This window comes from Novosphingobium sp. PhB57 (assembly GCF_004342985.1).
Classification (GTDB): domain Bacteria; phylum Pseudomonadota; class Alphaproteobacteria; order Sphingomonadales; family Sphingomonadaceae; genus Novosphingobium.
In genome coordinates, this window is record NZ_SMBO01000002.1 from 169,866 (window position 1) to 185,262 (window position 15,397).

Annotated in this window: 16 protein-coding genes and 1 tRNA gene; 13 read left to right on the forward strand and 4 right to left on the reverse strand. The window is 68.0% G+C overall.

Annotated elements, in window-relative coordinates; translation table 11 throughout:
• Positions 1-87 precede the first annotated feature (87 nt).
• Positions 88-798 (reverse strand): OmpW family outer membrane protein, encoded by a 711-nt coding sequence (locus EDF58_RS08470; RefSeq protein WP_132264484.1) that lies wholly within the window; start codon positions 796-798, stop codon positions 88-90.
• Positions 799-987: 189 nt separating this feature from the next.
• Between EDF58_RS08470 and hemN the strand changes: the two genes are divergently transcribed.
• Positions 988-2,301: an oxygen-independent coproporphyrinogen III oxidase gene (gene hemN, locus EDF58_RS08475; RefSeq protein WP_132264486.1), complete on the forward strand. Its 1,314-nt coding sequence runs from the start codon at positions 988-990 to the stop codon at positions 2,299-2,301.
• 15 nt (positions 2,302-2,316) lie between these two features.
• On the opposite strand, the gene EDF58_RS08480 is transcribed toward hemN, so the two are convergent.
• Positions 2,317-2,589 carry a histidine kinase gene (locus EDF58_RS08480; RefSeq protein WP_132264488.1) on the reverse strand — a complete coding sequence of 91 codons (273 nt, stop codon included), beginning with the start codon at positions 2,587-2,589 and terminating at the stop codon, positions 2,317-2,319.
• A 348-nt stretch (positions 2,590-2,937) separates the two neighbouring features.
• Positions 2,938-3,011, reverse strand: a tRNA-Gln gene (locus tag EDF58_RS08485).
• Between the two features lie 148 nt (positions 3,012-3,159).
• Between EDF58_RS08485 and EDF58_RS08490 the strand changes: the two genes are divergently transcribed.
• The 3 genes from EDF58_RS08490 to EDF58_RS08500 are packed head-to-tail and all read left to right on the forward strand — an operon-like array spanning position 3,160 to position 5,824.
• The gene (locus EDF58_RS08490; protein WP_132264490.1) at positions 3,160-4,602 is read left to right on the forward strand and encodes a Ppx/GppA phosphatase family protein; all 1,443 of its coding nucleotides are present in this window, start codon (positions 3,160-3,162) and stop codon (positions 4,600-4,602) included.
• On the forward strand, positions 4,599-5,276 hold the full coding sequence (locus EDF58_RS08495) for an RlmE family RNA methyltransferase (protein WP_132264492.1): 678 nt from the start codon (positions 4,599-4,601) through the stop codon (positions 5,274-5,276). Before EDF58_RS08490 ends, EDF58_RS08495 begins: the two co-directional genes overlap by 4 nt.
• The gene (locus tag EDF58_RS08500) at positions 5,273-5,824 is read left to right on the forward strand and encodes an alpha/beta hydrolase (protein WP_132264494.1); all 552 of its coding nucleotides are present in this window, start codon (positions 5,273-5,275) and stop codon (positions 5,822-5,824) included. Before EDF58_RS08495 ends, EDF58_RS08500 begins: the two co-directional genes overlap by 4 nt.
• 260 nt (positions 5,825-6,084) lie before the next feature.
• On the opposite strand, the gene EDF58_RS08505 is transcribed toward EDF58_RS08500, so the two are convergent.
• Positions 6,085-6,708 carry a cytochrome c family protein gene (locus EDF58_RS08505; protein WP_132264496.1) on the reverse strand — a complete coding sequence of 208 codons (624 nt, stop codon included), beginning with the start codon at positions 6,706-6,708 and terminating at the stop codon, positions 6,085-6,087.
• Between the two features lie 130 nt (positions 6,709-6,838).
• Here EDF58_RS08505 and EDF58_RS08510 point away from each other — a divergent pair, with 130 nt between their 5' ends.
• From EDF58_RS08510 to EDF58_RS08550, 9 genes are all read left to right on the forward strand, one after another.
• Positions 6,839-7,747 (forward strand): prephenate dehydratase, encoded by a 909-nt coding sequence (locus EDF58_RS08510; protein WP_132264498.1) that lies wholly within the window; start codon positions 6,839-6,841, stop codon positions 7,745-7,747.
• 159 nt (positions 7,748-7,906) lie between these two features.
• The gene (locus EDF58_RS08515) at positions 7,907-8,566 is read left to right on the forward strand and encodes a hypothetical protein (RefSeq protein WP_243654136.1); all 660 of its coding nucleotides are present in this window, start codon (positions 7,907-7,909) and stop codon (positions 8,564-8,566) included.
• The gene (locus tag EDF58_RS08520; RefSeq protein ID WP_243654137.1) at positions 8,563-9,912 is read left to right on the forward strand and encodes a DUF4350 domain-containing protein; all 1,350 of its coding nucleotides are present in this window, start codon (positions 8,563-8,565) and stop codon (positions 9,910-9,912) included. The genes EDF58_RS08515 and EDF58_RS08520 overlap by 4 nt, the downstream gene beginning before the upstream one ends.
• The gene (locus EDF58_RS08525; protein WP_132264500.1) at positions 9,909-10,922 is read left to right on the forward strand and encodes a MoxR family ATPase; all 1,014 of its coding nucleotides are present in this window, start codon (positions 9,909-9,911) and stop codon (positions 10,920-10,922) included. The genes EDF58_RS08520 and EDF58_RS08525 overlap by 4 nt, the downstream gene beginning before the upstream one ends.
• An 18-nt stretch (positions 10,923-10,940) precedes the next feature.
• Positions 10,941-12,272 (forward strand): DUF58 domain-containing protein, encoded by a 1,332-nt coding sequence (locus EDF58_RS08530; protein WP_132264501.1) that lies wholly within the window; start codon positions 10,941-10,943, stop codon positions 12,270-12,272.
• Positions 12,269-13,345: a stage II sporulation protein M gene (locus tag EDF58_RS08535; protein ID WP_132264503.1), complete on the forward strand. Its 1,077-nt coding sequence runs from the start codon at positions 12,269-12,271 to the stop codon at positions 13,343-13,345. Before EDF58_RS08530 ends, EDF58_RS08535 begins: the two co-directional genes overlap by 4 nt.
• Positions 13,342-14,298, forward strand: a complete 957-nt coding sequence (locus EDF58_RS08540; RefSeq protein ID WP_132264505.1) for an RDD family protein — start codon at positions 13,342-13,344, stop codon at positions 14,296-14,298. Before EDF58_RS08535 ends, EDF58_RS08540 begins: the two co-directional genes overlap by 4 nt.
• Complete coding sequence (locus EDF58_RS08545) at positions 14,295-14,765, forward strand: GNAT family N-acetyltransferase (protein ID WP_132264507.1); 471 nt, start codon at positions 14,295-14,297, stop codon at positions 14,763-14,765. Before EDF58_RS08540 ends, EDF58_RS08545 begins: the two co-directional genes overlap by 4 nt.
• A complete protein-coding gene (locus tag EDF58_RS08550) occupies positions 14,762-15,274 on the forward strand; it encodes a GNAT family N-acetyltransferase (protein ID WP_132264509.1) in 513 nt (170 codons plus the stop codon). Before EDF58_RS08545 ends, EDF58_RS08550 begins: the two co-directional genes overlap by 4 nt.
• Positions 15,275-15,397: the final 123 nt, after the last annotated feature.

Below are 15,397 nucleotides of genomic sequence, written 5' to 3' on the forward strand. Positions count from 1 at the left end.
AATGCAGGCGAGCCCGCCGTCCCCGCTTTCGCGGGGAGGGCGGGCATCCGGCTATGGCCGAAGTGCCTGCCGGAACCGGACCGTCTCTCAGAAGCGGTAGGACACACCTGCGCTCAGGACCCAGGGATCGAGATCGTGGCGCGTCTTCAGCGCCAGCACGCCATCCTCGTAGAACGAGGCGGTGGGCTTCACCCAGTACTTCTTGGCATCGAGCGAGAGGCCCAGCCCCTTGTCGTTGATGGCAATGTCCACGCCGCCCTGCAGCGCGAAGCCCACCTTGTTCGACATCTTCACTTTGTCCACGCCCAGCGCGCGCGCCGTATCGCCCGGCTTCTCGTCGAACACGAAGAACCAGGCCGGGCCGGCGCCCACATAGGGCTTGAAGGGCGTTCCGGTGTCGAGATGCGCCTTGGCGGTCACCGTGGCCGGCAGGATGAGAACGTGATCGACCAGGCTGGCGCCCGCCACGTCGCCGGTGCCGCTGACATGGTGCTGGGTGAAGCAGCAGATCGTCTCCACCGAGAAGGCGTTGCTGAAGAAATATTCCACCGCCAGCGTGGGCACCACGTTGTCGTTCGCCTTGGTGCCTACGGTTTCGAGCCCGGCGAGCGTGCCGCCCAGCGCGGTGTCGGTGTCGATCGACCTGATCTTGTCGATCTGGCCGTCGGGCAGCACGGCAGTGCCCAGAACCTTGACCTGCCACTTGCCGTCCGGGCTTCCGGCCTGGGCCGGGGTGACGATCGCGGTGGCGGCGGCGGCCGTCAGGACAGCGGCCGCGAGCATGGACATCTTGCGCATCTTGGGTCTTTCCTGCGCCGCCGGGGCCGCACCGTGCGGGTCCCCCCTCTTGAGCGGCAGCAGGGCCGCTTTGGTCCTCCCGCGCCGCGGGGGCATTGATCGCGCGCAAAAATCGGCAGATCGAGCCGGTTTCCGGCCCGTTGATCGAGCGCAATGACGCGGCCGCCTCCAGGCGCAATGGGTCTGCGCATGTGGACCTATCACCCCGAACTGCTTGCGGTGCCCGTGCCGCGCTACACCAGCTTCCCCACCGCCGCCGAATTCGACCAGACCGTCGGTGCCGAGGCTTTCGTGCAGGCGCTGGAGGCGGTGACCGGGGAGGTCTCGCTCTATGTCCATATCCCGTTCTGCGAGAAGATCTGCTGGTACTGCGGCTGCAACACCAGCGTCGCCAACCGCACCGACCGCGTTTCCGGCTATCTCGATGCCCTCCACCGCGAGATCGGCCTTGTCGCCGAACGCCTGCCCCAAGTCGCCCGGGTCACGCGCATCGCCTTTGGTGGCGGCAGTCCCAACGGCATTCCCCCGGTCGACTTCGTGCGGCTGGTGGACGCGCTGACGCTGCAGTTCCCCGCATCGCGCCCGGTCCTGTCGATCGAGCTGGACCCGCGCACGATGGGCCGCGAATGGGCGGCCGTGATCGGCGCGGTGGGGATCACGCGCGCCAGCCTGGGGGTGCAAACGTTCGCGCCGGGCCTTCAGCAGGCCATAGGACGGGTGCAGCCGGCGTGGATGATCGAGGAAACGACCGCGATGCTGCGCGTGGCAGGCATCGATTCGCTCAACTTCGACCTGATGTACGGGCTTCCCGGGCAGACCATGGCCGATCTGGAAGACTCGCTGGCGCGAACCGCCGCGCTGGGGGCCGACCGGATCGCGCTGTTCGGCTATGCCCATGTGCCGCACCTGATCGCGCGCCAGCGCAAGATCGATGCCCATGCCCTGCCCGATGCGGAACAGCGATTCGCCATGGCCGCGCGCGGCCATGCGCTTCTGGTCGAGGCCGGTTATGTGCCCATCGGTTTCGATCACTTCGCCCGGCCCGGAGACGCGCTGGCGCAGGCGGCGCTATCGGGAAACCTGCGCCGCAACTTCCAGGGCTTCACCGAGGACAAGGCGCCGGTGCTGCTGGGTCTGGGCGCTTCGTCGATCAGCGGCTTTCCCGAGCTGCTGGTCCAGAACGAGAAGAACACCGGGCGCTATCGCATGCTGCTCTCGCAGGACCGCATCGCCGCCAACCGCGGGATTCGCCGCAGCGGCGAAGACCGGCGGCGCGGCGCGGTGATCGAGGCGCTGCTGTGCCGGGGCAGGGCGCCGATCCCGCGCGACCTGCAATGCGAGGCCTGGCCGCTGCTGCTGCCCTATTTCGATGCCGCGCTTTGTGACAGCGACGGAGAGGATCTGGTGATCCTGCCCCAGGGCCTGCCCTATGCCCGCTCGATCGCAGCGCGCCTCGATCCCTATCGCAAGGATTCGCTGCGACGGTTCAGTTCGGCGGTCTGACGGCGACTTGCTCCCTCAGGGGCGAATGTCGAATTCCACGCCGAAGAGATTGCCGTCCACCCAGCGCACGAGGCCCCACAGTTCGCGGCCATCGTCCATCGCCGCGCGCACGACTTCGTTGCAGGCAGGCGGCTGGCCTGCCGCCGCCGCGCTCAACCCTCGTGACGAGACATTGCGCACGATCACGTCGATCGGCCGGCCGTGCGAATCCATCAGCGTGACATGGGCGCAGCGGCCACGGCGGCGTTCACGCAGGATCGGTGTGGGCCTGAAATGCGGATCGTCCATTTTCGGCAGGACGGCGAATCGGCGAAAAATTGAAGGCCGGGGCAGACGCGAATCGGTCGATTGACCACGATCAATGCAGTGCGGAGCGGGGGCTGGCAGATGAGCCGTACCGGTCGTGCACCGCCAAGTCGAACCTTGCCGGCGGTGGCAACCGCTTCTCCCCGACTTCGGGCGGCTCTTCCCCGCGAAGGGCCGCCCCTCTTTCCGGGCGGGCGCCAACTCCAGACATGAACCGGAAAACCGCCGGGATCCGGCACGATTCGCACGCCGCCAGGGCATGCGAAAGCGTCCGGCGATGCCAGACGCGCTTCCCGAAGAAGAAGCGGATTTCAGCGATTTAGGGAGAATTGGATGCCCCGCGAGGATTCGAACCTCGATAGACGGAATCAGAATCCGTAGTCTTACCATTAGACGACGGGGCATCGGGAGGCGCCCCTCTAGTAGGGCTTCTGATTCGCGTCAAGCACCCTTTTTGCAGTCAGGGTTGCCCCTTGGCCCGGGGGGCGTTAGCATCGCCCCAGGTATCCGCCGCGCACGGCGGTAAGATTTATTCGAACGAGATTACATATCATGGCGGAGCAAGATCCGCCGGCAGCAAGAGTCGATGTGTCGGGCCGCACTGGAAGGCGGCGCAAGGCGAGGAAGGGCAAGTCACGCTCGTCCGGACCCGACACGGCCAAGGCGAAGGCGCGCCCTCCGGGCGGCGCCGCCGAGGCAGGCGGAGCGCCGCGCGAAGAGAAGACATCCGGCTCGCAGGCGTCGCCCCGCCAGCCGGAATCGCGCCGGGCAGCTGCCCGGAAGCGCGGCTCCCGCAAGGGCGCAGCGCGTTCCTCCAAGAAACCGCGCGCCCAGGGCGAAGCCGTTGCCGCCAAGACGGTGCCGGCAGAAGCGAAGACCGTTGCACCCGGCTTCCCGGCCGCCAGCTTCGTGCCTGCCGGCTTCACGCCCGTCCTTCCGGGCGCGAACGGGCCGTCGTCGCGCCCGTCCTACCGGCAGTCCTACGCCGCCATCGACCTCGGCACGAACAATTGCCGTCTCCTGATCGCTCGGCCATCGGGCGAGAATTTCACGGTGATCGATGCGTTCAGCCGCGTCGTGCGGCTGGGAGAAGGCCTGGCGCAGTCCGGCCGTCTGTCCGAGGCGGCGATGGACCGGACGCTGGCCGCACTGCGGGTCTGCGCCGAAAAGCTGATGCGCCGCAATGTCTATCTCGCCCGCTCGGTGGCGACCGAGGCCTGCCGCCGCGCGGAGAACGGCCCGGAATTCATCGAGCGCGTGCGCGAGGAAACCGGCATCGCGCTCGACATCATCAGCGCGCGCGAGGAAGCGCGGCTGGCCGTGCTCGGCTGCCATGTGCTGCTGGAGGAAGGCTTCGGCCCGGCGATGATCTTCGACATCGGCGGCGGATCGACCGAACTCGTCCTGATCGAGAGCACCGGCACCGTGCCGCGTATCCTCGACTGGCAATCGGTGCCCTGGGGCGTCGTTTCGCTGACCGAGAGCTGCGGGCCGGAAGGCACGACGCTGGAGGAACGCCTCGCGCGTTATCGCCACATGCATGGCCTGGTCTCGGAAAGCTTTTCCGCTTTTGCCAAGCGCGTCGGCCCGGCGCGCGGCAGCGCGGCGGAAACGGGTCCGCTGCGCCTGCTGGGCACCAGCGGCACGGTGACGACGCTGGCCAGCCTCCACCTCGAACTGCCGCAATACGACCGCCGCATGGTGGACGGATTGATCGTTCCGGCCGAATCGATGCGCGACATCAGTTCCCGGCTCTCCTCGATGTCGATCGAGGAGCGGCGCGAGGTGAACTGCATCGGGCGGGAGCGTGCGGACCTGGTCGTGGCCGGCTGTGCGATCCTCGAATCGATCCTCGACCTCTGGCCCGCGGCGCGGCTGGGCGTGGCCGATCGCGGCATTCGCGAAGGCATCCTGCGCAGCCTCATCGCATCCCATTCCAGCGGCAGGCCCACGGTAGCCCCCGCGCCATCACACCTATTGGAGAACCGGCCATGAGCCGTTCCGGACGCGATCCCAACGAGCGGCTTCGCACTGGCAAGAAGCGCACGACCAGCTCGGCGCGCTGGCTGACCCGCCAGATCAACGATCCTTACGTGAAGCAGGCCAAGGCCGACGGCTACCGCAGCCGCGCCGCCTACAAGCTGCTGGAACTCGACGAGAAATTCGACCTGTTCAAGAACGTGACCCGCGCAGTCGACCTCGGCATCGCGCCGGGCGGCTGGAGCCAGGTGCTGCGTCTCAAGGCCCCCAAGGCCAAAGTCGTGGGCATCGACCTGCTGCCCACCGACCCGATCGAGGGCGTGACCATCTTCGAGATGGACTTCATGGCCGACGAGGCCCCCGCGGCGCTGGAACAGGCCCTGGAAGGCGCGCCGGACCTCGTCCTCTCGGACATGGCGGCCAATACCGTCGGCCACAAGCAGACCGACCACTTGCGCACCATGGGGCTGGTGGAAACGGCAGCCGATTTCGCGATCCAGTACCTGGCGCCCGGCGGTACTTTCGTTGCCAAGGTCTTCGCGGGCGGTACGGACACCGAGCTGCTCGGCATTCTCAAGCGGCGCTTCACCAGCGTGAAGCACGCCAAGCCGCCGGCCAGTCGCAAGGGTTCGTCCGAGTGGTACGTGATCGCCAAGGGGTTCAAGGGGCCGGCGGACAGCGGCGAATGAGCGCCTATCTGGTCCTGCCCGGCATTGGCGGTTCAGGGCCGGAGCACTGGCAAACGCGGTGGGAAGCCGCCGAGCCGGAGATGCGGCGGTTCGCGCCCGAAAGCTGGGAAGCGCCGCAGCTCGATCAGTGGATCGCCGCGCTGGACGCGGCCGTGGCCGCGTGCTCCGAGGCGCCGATCCTCGTCGCTCACAGCCTGTCCTGCCTGCTCGTCGCGCATTGGAGCGCGCGGTCCGACCGGGCGGTGCGAGGCGCGTTCCTGGTGGCGATGCCGGATCCGCAAGGCCCGGATTTTCCGCAAGAGGCGGCGAGCTTCGGCAATCCGCCCGAGCTTTTCCTGCGGTTTCCGGCGGTGGTCGTGGCGAGTTCGGACGATCCCTATGGTCCGCTCGCCCATTCCCGTGCGCGCGCCCGCCAATGGGGCGCGTCCTTCGTCGAGGCCGGGGCGCTGGGGCACATCAATGCCGCAAGTGGCCTGGGCGACTGGTCGTGGGGCCGCGAACAGCTCCGCCGCTTCGAAGATGGTTTGACGGGCAGGATCGAAGGCTAGAGCAGTTTCCGATCTGGATGCATCGGATCAACTGCTCCAGGCTTCTGGTTTGCCGCGTTTTTCCGGGTCATCAGGTGATTCCACCTGCTCGCGAAGTGGTTCGCGATCGGGGGCGAGGCCGCCTCTACGTCCTGACGAAAACGGCCCGCAAGGCGACTCGGTGGCGCCCGCGGGACCGTTTTCTGCCGGCCTGGCCGGATTCCTGGACCGGGCGGTCCGCCCCGACAGAGTCAGGCCGGACCGCTACCGGAAATGGGGTGTTACTCGGCAGCCGCGGCGGCTGCGGGCGCGGCTGCGGCTTCGCTGCTGGCGGCGGCGGGCGCATCGCCGGCTGCCGGTGCTGCTGCTGCCGCAGGTGCGGCGGGAAGCGGCAGGTTCGAACCCTGGGCGTTGAGATAGGCGATCACGTTGGCGCGATCCTCACCCTTGGGCAGGCCGGCGAACGTCATCTTGGTGCCGGGCGCGAAAGCCTTCGGGCTCTTCAGCCAGTCGTTCAGCTTGTCGAAGTCCCACTTGCCGCCAACGCCCTTGAGCGCGTCGGAGAAAGCGAAACCGCCGACGCCCTGGCCGATGCCTTCACCGACCACGCCGTAGAGATTGGGACCGATGCCGTTGGTGCCGCCCTGGTTGATCGTGTGGCAGGACTGGCACTTGGCGAAAGTGGCTTGTCCCTTGGCCGGGTCCGCGCTGGCAAGGAGAGTGGCGATCGGCGCTTCGGCGCCTGCTTCGCCTTCCTGTTCCACGCCTTCGATGGCGTAACCCATCGTCTCGGGACGATGCGGCTTGTCTGCACGGAAGTAATGAGAGCTGACGGTGGTCAGACCAAGACCGACGATACCGGCGAACAAAGCCCAGCCGGCAATGGTGTTGAAACGATCATCCATTTCTTGTTTGCCCTTGCCCCACGGGTGGAGTTTTTTCTCATCCTCTTTGGGTTGAGGCTCTAGAGTTGCCAGCAGGTTAGTGCAAGAGCCATTGCGGACATCGCCTTTGCGGCTTAATCGCGCGGACGCTATGCATTCCTATCCCGAACCCGCTCTCGACCTGGTCGCCCGCATGAACGAGGCCGCTGCGGCCGATCCCTCGCGCGCGGCGGCCTTCCAGGGCGCCCCCGGATGCAATTCGCACCGAGCGGCGTTGGAACACGATCCCGACTGTCTGCCGCTGCCGTGCTTTTCCTTCGAGGATGCGCTGGATGCGGTGAAGGACGGGCGGGCCGACCGGGCCATCATCCCGATCGAGAATTCGCAGCACGGCCGCGTGGCGGACATCCATTTCCTGCTGCCGGAAAGCGGGCTGTCGATCGTGGGCGAGCACTTCATGGGCATCGAGCATGCGCTGATGGCACTGCCCAATGCGGACGGCACCATGGGGCCGTTCTCGGGGGCCTACAGCCACCCGCAGGCGCTGGGCCAGTCGCGTCACTACTTGCGCGAGCGGGGCATCGTGCCGATGGCCTATGCCGATACCGCCGGCGCTGCCGCCTTCGTGCGCGAGCAGGGCGATACCGCGGCCTGCGCCATCGCCCCGAACCTGGCTGCGGAACTCTACGGCCTCAAGATCGTCGAGGAGAATGTCGAGGACGCGGCGGACAACACCACGCGCTTCGTCGTCCTCTCGCGTGAGCCGCTCGATCCCTTCGCGCTCAAGGGCGAGAAGGCGGTGACGACTTTCATCTTCGAGGTGAAGAACATCCCGGCCGCGCTCTACAAGGCGCTGGGCGGCTTTGCCACCAATGGCGTCAACATGACCAAGCTGGAGAGCTACCAGATCGGTGCCAGCTTCGCGGCCACCACTTTCTACGCCGACATCGAAGGCGCCCCCGGCGAGCCCCGCATCGACATGGCGCTTCAGGAACTTGCATTCCATTGCAAGTACGTGCGTCCGCTCGGCACCTACAAGCAGGCACGCTCGCGCGGATAGGCGATCCTGGTTCGGTCCGGCACTGCGCGCGTCCTGGCCGGGCGCGCGCCGTGCCGTCCATGATGGGCAGGCGGCCGCAACCCCTCCTCGATCGCTATCCAATCCTTTCATCGCAACGGCTTGCGCCTGCTCCCGGCCCATGCCAATCATCGGCGGGTAATGGCTGCTAGGGGTCAGATGGCGGGTGCGGCCCGGGACGCCGCGAGCGACTGGGAAGCCGTGCGTGGCGCGGCCGATATCCAGTACGCGCCGTTGCCGCCCTTCAAGCCCGATCCTCCGGGGCAGGTTCCGGAATGGCTCCAGGCGCTCGGCCGCATGCTGGAGGCGATCTTCGCGCCGCTTGGAAGGTTGCTGGGCATGTCCTGGCCGGTGTTCTCCAACATATTGATCGCGCTGGCGGTGCTTCTGGCGCTGTTCATCCTCTGGCGCCTGGTAGGCCCGGCCATCGAGGCCTGGCGCGGCCGCAGCCGCGAGGAGGCGCCCGAGGCCTGGGTGCCGGCCGAGGCCGAGGCGCTGGCCCTGCTGGAGGACGCGGACCGTCTTGCCGGGGAGGGCCGGTTCGACGAGGCCACTCACTTGCTCCTGCGCCGCAGCGTGGGGCAGATCCGGCAGGCGCGGCCGGACTGGCTGCACCCGGCCAGCACCGCGCGGGAAATTTCGGTATTGTCCTCGCTCCCGGACAGCGGCCGCGAGGCGTTCGCCACGATCGCTGCCCGCGTGGAGCGCAGCCGCTTCGCGCTGCGCGAACTGGGCGCCGACGACTGGGCCGCCGCGCGGGAGGCCTATGCCCGCTTCGCCCGGCTGGAACTGCGCGCATGAGCGAGATGGCAGCAACAGCGCCCGCCGATGCGATACCTGCTGCGGAAGCCGGTATTCCTGTCGGCGCCAATCCGTTCTCGCGCTGGGCGGTGCTGGCGCTGGTGCTGATCGGATCGGCGCTGTTCCTTTCGCTCTTGTGGATGATCGGGACCGGCACCGGCTTCGGCTCCACTAACGACGGCCAGTCCCACGCGGACGGGCGCGGCCTCAACGGCTATGCCGCCATGGCGCGCTATATCGAGAAGCGCGGGCACCCGGTGGTTCGCGCGCGCAACGTGGGCGCGCTCGACAAGCCGGGCCTGCTGGTGCTCACTCCGCCTGCCGGGGCCGATGGCGAGGATATCGAGAAGATCGTCTCGAAGCGGCGCTACATCGGGCCGACGCTGGTGATCCTGCCCAAGTGGATGGCCTTGCAGCCCGGGCGCGAGCAGGAAAAGGCCAAGACCGGCTGGGTCAATCTCCAGGGCATGCGGCCGCTCGAATGGCGCGGTTTCCTCGATGACGTGACGGTCGTGCAGGGCGAGGTCGACGCCAACGGCGCGAAGGCCCGCTGGCACGGCTTCGGCCTGGAGGGCGCGCTGCCCAGCCGCAAGGCGCTGCAATCGGGCAAGGGCGATACGCTGGTGCCGGTCGTGGAGGAGCAGGACGGGCGCGTTCTCGCCGCCTTCATCGACGACGGCGGCAGCTATCCCGCGCTCGAGGACGCGGCGCTGACAGGCATGAGCAGCGACCCGGAGGACGAGGACCTCTACCCCCTGGTCCTGGTGTTCGAACCCGACCTCGTCGACAATTGGGGCATGGCCGACCGCCGCGCCGCGCAGTTGGTGGACGCGCTGGTCGCGGCCAGCGAAGTCGAGCCTCGTGGCACGGTGACGTTCGACCTCACCATGAACGGTTTCGGGCGCGCGCAGAATCTGCTGACCCTGGCTTTCACCCCGCCATTCCTGGCCGCCACGCTCTGCCTGCTGCTGGCCGCCCTGGTGCTGGGATGGCGCGCTTTCCTGCGCTTCGGGCCGCCGCTGGCGGGTGAACGGGCCATCGCTTTCGGCAAGCGCGCGCTGGTGGCCAATTCTGCGGGACTGGTGCGCCGCTCGCATAGACTGCACCTGATCGGCGGGCCTTATGCCGACCATGCCCGCGACCGGTTGATCCGTGCTCTCGCCCTGCCGCGCACGCTCCCGCCGGAGCAGGCCGACGCCGCGATCGACCGCGCCCTTGCCTCGCGCAGGGCCGATGCCGAACCCTTTTCCGCGATTTCCGCGCGCCTTCGCCATGCGCGCAAATCGCACGATCTCGTCAAGGCTGCGCGCGATCTTCACGCGCTCGAAAGGATGCTGACTCGATGACCGATGCCCACTCCCCGAATGCCGAAGGCGATTTCGCTCGGGGCGATTTCGCGGTCGATCTCGCCGGGGTCGCCGCGCTTGCGGAAAGCATTCGCGAGCAGATCGGCAAGGCGGTGGTCGGCCAGAGCGCGACGGTGGAGCATCTGCTGATCGCCCTGCTGGCGCGCGGCCATGTCCTGCTGGAAGGGCCTCCCGGCACGGCCAAGACGTTCCTGGCGCAGTGCTTCGCCGCGACCCTGGGCCTGGATTTCGGCCGCATCCAGTTCACGCCGGACCTGATGCCGGGCGATATCCTGGGCTCGAACCTGTTCAACTTCCAGACCAGCCAGTTCACGCTGACTCATGGTCCGATCTTCTGCGACCTGCTGCTGGCGGACGAGATCAACCGCACGCCGCCCAAGACCCAGGCCGCGCTGCTGGAAGCCATGCAGGAGCGCCGCGTCACGCTGGATGGCACCGCTCATGCCCTGCCGGAGCAGTTCATGGTGGTGGCCACACAGAACCCGATCGAGAGCCAGGGCGTCTATCCGCTGCCCGAGGCGCAGCTCGACCGGTTCCTGTTCAAGGTGAGCGTCGATTACCCCAGCTTCGAGGAAGAACTGCGCATCGTCGCGCGCTTCGGCGAGAATCGCGGCGCGCCCAGCCCGGCCGCCTGCGGGGTGGAAGCCATTGCCAATCACGCGGTGATCGAGGCGGCGTCCCGCACGGTTTCGCAAGTGACCCTGGCCGAGAGCGTGACCGACTATATCGTCCGCCTCGTGCGCGCCACGCGGGAGAGCCCGGACCTTGCGAGCGGCGCCAGCCCGCGCGCGGCCGTATTGCTGGCCGGCGCCGCGCGCGCCCGCGCCGCGTTGGACGGGCGCGACTACGTGGTGCCCGACGATGTCAAGGCGCTTGCCGGGTCGGTCCTGCGTCACCGCCTGCTGCTGAGCCCCGCCGCCGAGATCGAGGGCAAGCAGGTGGAGGCGCTGGTCGCCCAGCTGGTCGAGCAGACCGAGGCGCCCCGGTGATCCTGCGGTCCTGATCCGATGAGCCTGCGCTCCGCTCCCATGGTGCCCACCGCGCGTGCGGCCGGGCTACTGGCGCTGGCCGCGCCGGTGGCGTTGGTGATCGGCGCGACGCGGCCCGAAGCCTGGGTCGTGGCGCCGGTGTTCGGGCTGGCGGTGCTGGCGTTGATCGCGATCGACGCGCTTCTGGCGGGGCGCCTGGGCGACTTGCGGATCGCGGTGCCGGCCGATGTCGAAGTGGGAGAGCCGGCCGAACTGACCGCCGCGCTGGATCTTTCCGCTGCGCGGGCCTCGCGGGTCGAACTCGCCCTGGAATGCGATCCGCGCCTCGTTCCCGGCGGACGGGCCAGCCTCACTCTGGCGAACCGGGGCGAGGAAGGCTGGCGCGGCACGCTCGCCTTCCGCCCCTCGCGCCGCGGTACCGGCCGGATCGCGCGGACCTGGCTGCGCTGGACCGGGCCTATGGGGCTGGGCGCACGGCAGTTCCGCGGTGAACTCGGCCGGGAAGTGCGCGTCTGGCCGAACATTGCCGCCGTGCGCTCCCCGGCGCTGCAGACCTTCCTCAAGGATGCGCAATATGGCCTGATCGCCCGCCGCATCCGGGGCGAGGGCACCCAGTTCGAATCGCTGGCCGAATACGAGCCTGGCATGGACCGCCGCCGGATCGACTGGAAAAGCTCGGCGCGGCATGTCCACCTCTACGCCAAGGAATACGAGACCGAGCGGAACAACCAGATCGTCTTCGCCTTCGATTGCGGACAGACGATGTGCGAGCCGATCCAGGGCATGCCCCGGCTCGACCGCGCGGTTTCCGCCGCGCTCGCCACCAGCTACGTGGCGCTCAAGGGCGGCGACCGCGTCTCGCTGTTCGGCTTCGCCGCGCGGCCCGAAGTGGCGACGCCTTTCGTCACCGCATCGCGCGACTTTCACCGGCTGCAACGCGCGGCGGCGGGGCTGGAATATCGCTCCGAAGAGCCGAATTTCACGCTGGCGCTGGCCACCCTGGCCGCGCGCCTGCAGCGCCGTTCGCTGATCGTGGTGTTCTCCGACTTCACCGACCCCACCAGCGCCCAGCTCATGATCGAATCGATCGGCCGGCTCGTCTCGCGCCATGTCGTGCTGTTCGTCACCATGGCCGACGACGAGCTGGAGGCGATCTCGGGCGCGGCGCCGGACGACCTCGAAACGCTGTCCATGGCGGTTTCCGCGGATACCCTGCTGCGCCAGCGCGCGCTGGTCACCCGGCGGCTGCAACAGCTGGGCGTGGACGTGGTGGAAGCGCCTTATCACACGATCGGCACCCGGCTGATCGATGCCTATCTCGAAATCAAGCGATCGGGAGCGATCGGATGAACGCCGCCACTCTGCCTTCAGGTACGGGGCGCTCCGATACCGGGCTTCCCGATTCCGTCTCCGCCATCGAGAGTGCGGCGCTGCGCTCCGACCGCTTCCGCCTCGAACGCGAGGCCGACTGGCAGCGGCTGGAAGCGATCGTCACCAGCATGGAGAAGGGCCGCCTCCGCCGCCTGTCGGATGAAGACCTGCTGGCCCTTCCGGGGCTGTACCGCACCGTGGCCTCCAGCTTGTCGATCGCGCGGGAAACCTCGCTCGATGCCGCGACGCTGGCTTATCTCGAAGCGCTGGTGCAGCGCGCCTGGTTCGTCGTCTACGGCCCGCGCAGTTCGCTGTGGGACTGGCTGCGCGGCTTCCTGGGCGGCGGTTGGAGCGCGGCGGTGCGGGCGATCTGGCTGGACATCCTGGTGGCGCTGGCGGTGATGGTGGCCGGAACCGCGGTGGGCTGGCTGCTCGTGGCGCACGACGTGGACTGGTACCATGCCCTTGTCGGCGGCGACATGGCGGGCGGCCGCGTACCCGGGGCGACGCGCGAAGCCCTGCGCCACACGCTGTTCGGCGATAGCGGCCGCAACGGCATGAGCCTGTTCGCCACCCAGCTGTTCAGCAACAATTCGCAGGTCTCGATCCTGGCCTTCGCGCTGGGTTTCGCTTTCGGCATCCCGTCGCTGCTGTTGCTGGTCCATAACATGGCCATGCTGGGGGCGATGCTCTGGCTCTACCATGGGGCCGGGCTGCTGACCGATTTCGCCGGATGGCTCGCCGTCCACGGTACGACGGAACTCTTCGCCATCATGCTGGCGGGGGCGGCAGGGCTGCACATCGGCCGCTCGCTCGCCTTTCCCGGCAACCGGCCGGTGCTTCAGGCGACGGCGGAAGCCGGGCGGCGCGCGGCGCTGGTCATGACCGGGGTGGTGCTCATGCTGATCGTCGCCGCGCTGCTCGAAGGCTTTGCGCGCCAGCTCGTCGACCAGACTTTCGGACGATTCGCTATCGGCGGCTTCATGCTGGCGGCCTGGTGCGCCTATTTCTTCGCCTTCCGGGGCAACCGCGGCAAAGTGCGCGCGGCATGAGCGTGGTGCCGACCCGCTACCGGCGGACCTCGCGCGACCGCGTGCTGGTGACGCCGGAAGGCATCTCGGTCCCGGTGACGGTGGCCAGCCGGGGATCGCGCGTGGGCGCGCTCATGCTCGATTTCCTGGTGATCCTGGTGCTCATGGGCCTCACGACCTGGGGGCTCATCGAAATCGCCGGCGGGTTGACCGGGATCGATCGCAATCTCGAACAGAAGAATGCGCTGGGCCATGCCCTGCAGTTCCTCGTCATCGTCTGGCTGGTGGCGATGTTCCTGTTCCGCAACGCCTATTTCCTGTTCTTCGAACTGGGACCGCGCGGCGCCACGCCGGGTAAGCGTATCGCCGGCATCCGCATCGCCGCCCGCGATGGCGGGCGGCTGACGGCGGACATGGTGATCGCCCGCAACCTCCTGCGCGACATCGAGCTGTTCCTGCCGATCGTCTTCATCCTGCAGGCGGGGGCGCAAAGCGGCATGGGCTGGCTGACGGCCACCGGCTGGCTGGCGATCTTCCTGCTCATGCCCTTGTTCAACCGCGACGCCCTGCGGGCCGGCGACATGATCGCGGGGACCTGGGTGCTGGAGCGTCCACGCCAGAAGCTGGAGGCGGCGATGTCCCTCGCGCGCGCGCCGGCGGCAAGGCATGAGGACGAGGTCGCGCTCGATGCCGGCGCAGCGCCGGCGCGGCGCACCTATCGCTTCGAGGAAGCCGAACTGGCGGTCTACGGCGAATACGAGCTGCAGGCGCTGGAACGCGTCCTGCGCGACGACCGGGCGCAATCGCTCGAAAGCGTCTACGAAACCATCGCCCGCAAGATCGACCGCAACGACGGCTGGAACGACGAGCGGGCCTTCCTGGAAGACTACTACACCGAGTTGCGTGCCCGCCTGGAAGCAGGCATGCGCATGGGCCGCCGCAAGGCAGACAAGTTTTCCGGGAGCCAGGAATGACGCTTCATCTGACGATCGTGGAAGATGACCTGACGGGCCGTGACGTACTCGATCTGCTGCAGTTCCATCTCGACGAAATGCACCAGTGGTCGCCGCCGGAGAGTGTCCACGCCATGCCGGCCGCCCGCCTGCGCCAGCCCGATGTCACGTTCTTCTCCGCCTGGGATGGCGAGCGCCTGGCCGGGTGCGGGGCGATCAAGCGTCTGGACGAGGGCCACGGCGAACTGAAATCGATGCGCGCGGCACCGGACTATCGGGGGCGGGGCGTGGGCAAGGCCATTCTCCTGCGCCTGATCGAGGAAGCCCGCACGCGGGGCTATCACCGCGTCAGCCTGGAAACCGGGCGGCCGGAGCCGTTCCACGCCGCCCATGCGCTCTATCGCGCGCACGGCTTCACGGAATGCCCGCCTTTCGGCAGCTATGAGCACGATCCCTTCTCCATGTGCATGACCCGGGAACTGACATGAATCTTCGCCCCGCCAACCCTGCCGATGCCGCGGCCCTGGCCGAACTCGGTGGCCGCAGTTTCGTCGCGAAGTTCGGCCATATGTACACGCCCCAGGATCTGGAGGATTTCCTGGCCGATTCGCACAGCGAGGCGAAAGTGGCCAAGGAGATCGCAGACCCGGCCATGCGCGTGCTGCTGGCCGAAGAGGACGGCGCGCTGCTGGGCTTTTGCAAGCTCGTCATGGCCTGCGGCTGGCCCGAACATGCGCGGCACGAGCGGGTGGTGGAACTCAAGCAGCTCTACACCGATCCGGAAACGACCGGGCGCGGCATCGGCGCTGCGCTGATGGACCGCGCGCTGGAGATCGGGCGCGAACATGGCGCCGGGGAAATGCAGCTTTCGGTATGGAGCGGCAATGAAGGCGCGCAGAAGTTCTACGCCCGCTACGGCTTCGGCAAAGTGGCCGACATCCATTTCATGGTCGGCGAACAGCGCGACGAGGAATTCCTCTACGCCCGGATGCTGTGACCGGCGGCGCCGGACGGGCGCCGTGAACGCGCCTCTCCGGTGCCGCTCTATCGGCCACCCGAAAGGGGATTGCGCACCCCTGCGCAATGGTGCTTCAAACCGTCACTGCAAAGGCCTATAGGG

What these genes read in the sequence shown, in the direction of transcription:
- EDF58_RS08470 (WP_132264484.1), bottom strand. Translation starts at nt 798, where the DNA reads ATGCGCAAGATGTCCATGCTCGCGGCCGCTGTCCTGACGGCCGCCGCC.
- hemN (WP_132264486.1), top strand. Translation starts at nt 988, where the DNA reads ATGTGGACCTATCACCCCGAACTGCTTGCGGTGCCCGTGCCGCGCTAC.
- EDF58_RS08480 (WP_132264488.1), bottom strand. Translation starts at nt 2,589, where the DNA reads ATGGACGATCCGCATTTCAGGCCCACACCGATCCTGCGTGAACGCCGC.
- EDF58_RS08490 (WP_132264490.1), top strand. Translation starts at nt 3,160, where the DNA reads ATGGCGGAGCAAGATCCGCCGGCAGCAAGAGTCGATGTGTCGGGCCGC.
- EDF58_RS08495 (WP_132264492.1), top strand. Translation starts at nt 4,599, where the DNA reads ATGAGCCGTTCCGGACGCGATCCCAACGAGCGGCTTCGCACTGGCAAG.
- EDF58_RS08500 (WP_132264494.1), top strand. Translation starts at nt 5,273, where the DNA reads ATGAGCGCCTATCTGGTCCTGCCCGGCATTGGCGGTTCAGGGCCGGAG.
- EDF58_RS08505 (WP_132264496.1), bottom strand. Translation starts at nt 6,708, where the DNA reads ATGGATGATCGTTTCAACACCATTGCCGGCTGGGCTTTGTTCGCCGGT.
- EDF58_RS08510 (WP_132264498.1), top strand. Translation starts at nt 6,839, where the DNA reads ATGCATTCCTATCCCGAACCCGCTCTCGACCTGGTCGCCCGCATGAAC.
- EDF58_RS08515 (WP_243654136.1), top strand. Translation starts at nt 7,907, where the DNA reads ATGGCTGCTAGGGGTCAGATGGCGGGTGCGGCCCGGGACGCCGCGAGC.
- EDF58_RS08520 (WP_243654137.1), top strand. Translation starts at nt 8,563, where the DNA reads ATGAGCGAGATGGCAGCAACAGCGCCCGCCGATGCGATACCTGCTGCG.
- EDF58_RS08525 (WP_132264500.1), top strand. Translation starts at nt 9,909, where the DNA reads ATGACCGATGCCCACTCCCCGAATGCCGAAGGCGATTTCGCTCGGGGC.
- EDF58_RS08530 (WP_132264501.1), top strand. Translation starts at nt 10,941, where the DNA reads ATGAGCCTGCGCTCCGCTCCCATGGTGCCCACCGCGCGTGCGGCCGGG.
- EDF58_RS08535 (WP_132264503.1), top strand. Translation starts at nt 12,269, where the DNA reads ATGAACGCCGCCACTCTGCCTTCAGGTACGGGGCGCTCCGATACCGGG.
- EDF58_RS08540 (WP_132264505.1), top strand. Translation starts at nt 13,342, where the DNA reads ATGAGCGTGGTGCCGACCCGCTACCGGCGGACCTCGCGCGACCGCGTG.
- EDF58_RS08545 (WP_132264507.1), top strand. Translation starts at nt 14,295, where the DNA reads ATGACGCTTCATCTGACGATCGTGGAAGATGACCTGACGGGCCGTGAC.
- EDF58_RS08550 (WP_132264509.1), top strand. Translation starts at nt 14,762, where the DNA reads ATGAATCTTCGCCCCGCCAACCCTGCCGATGCCGCGGCCCTGGCCGAA.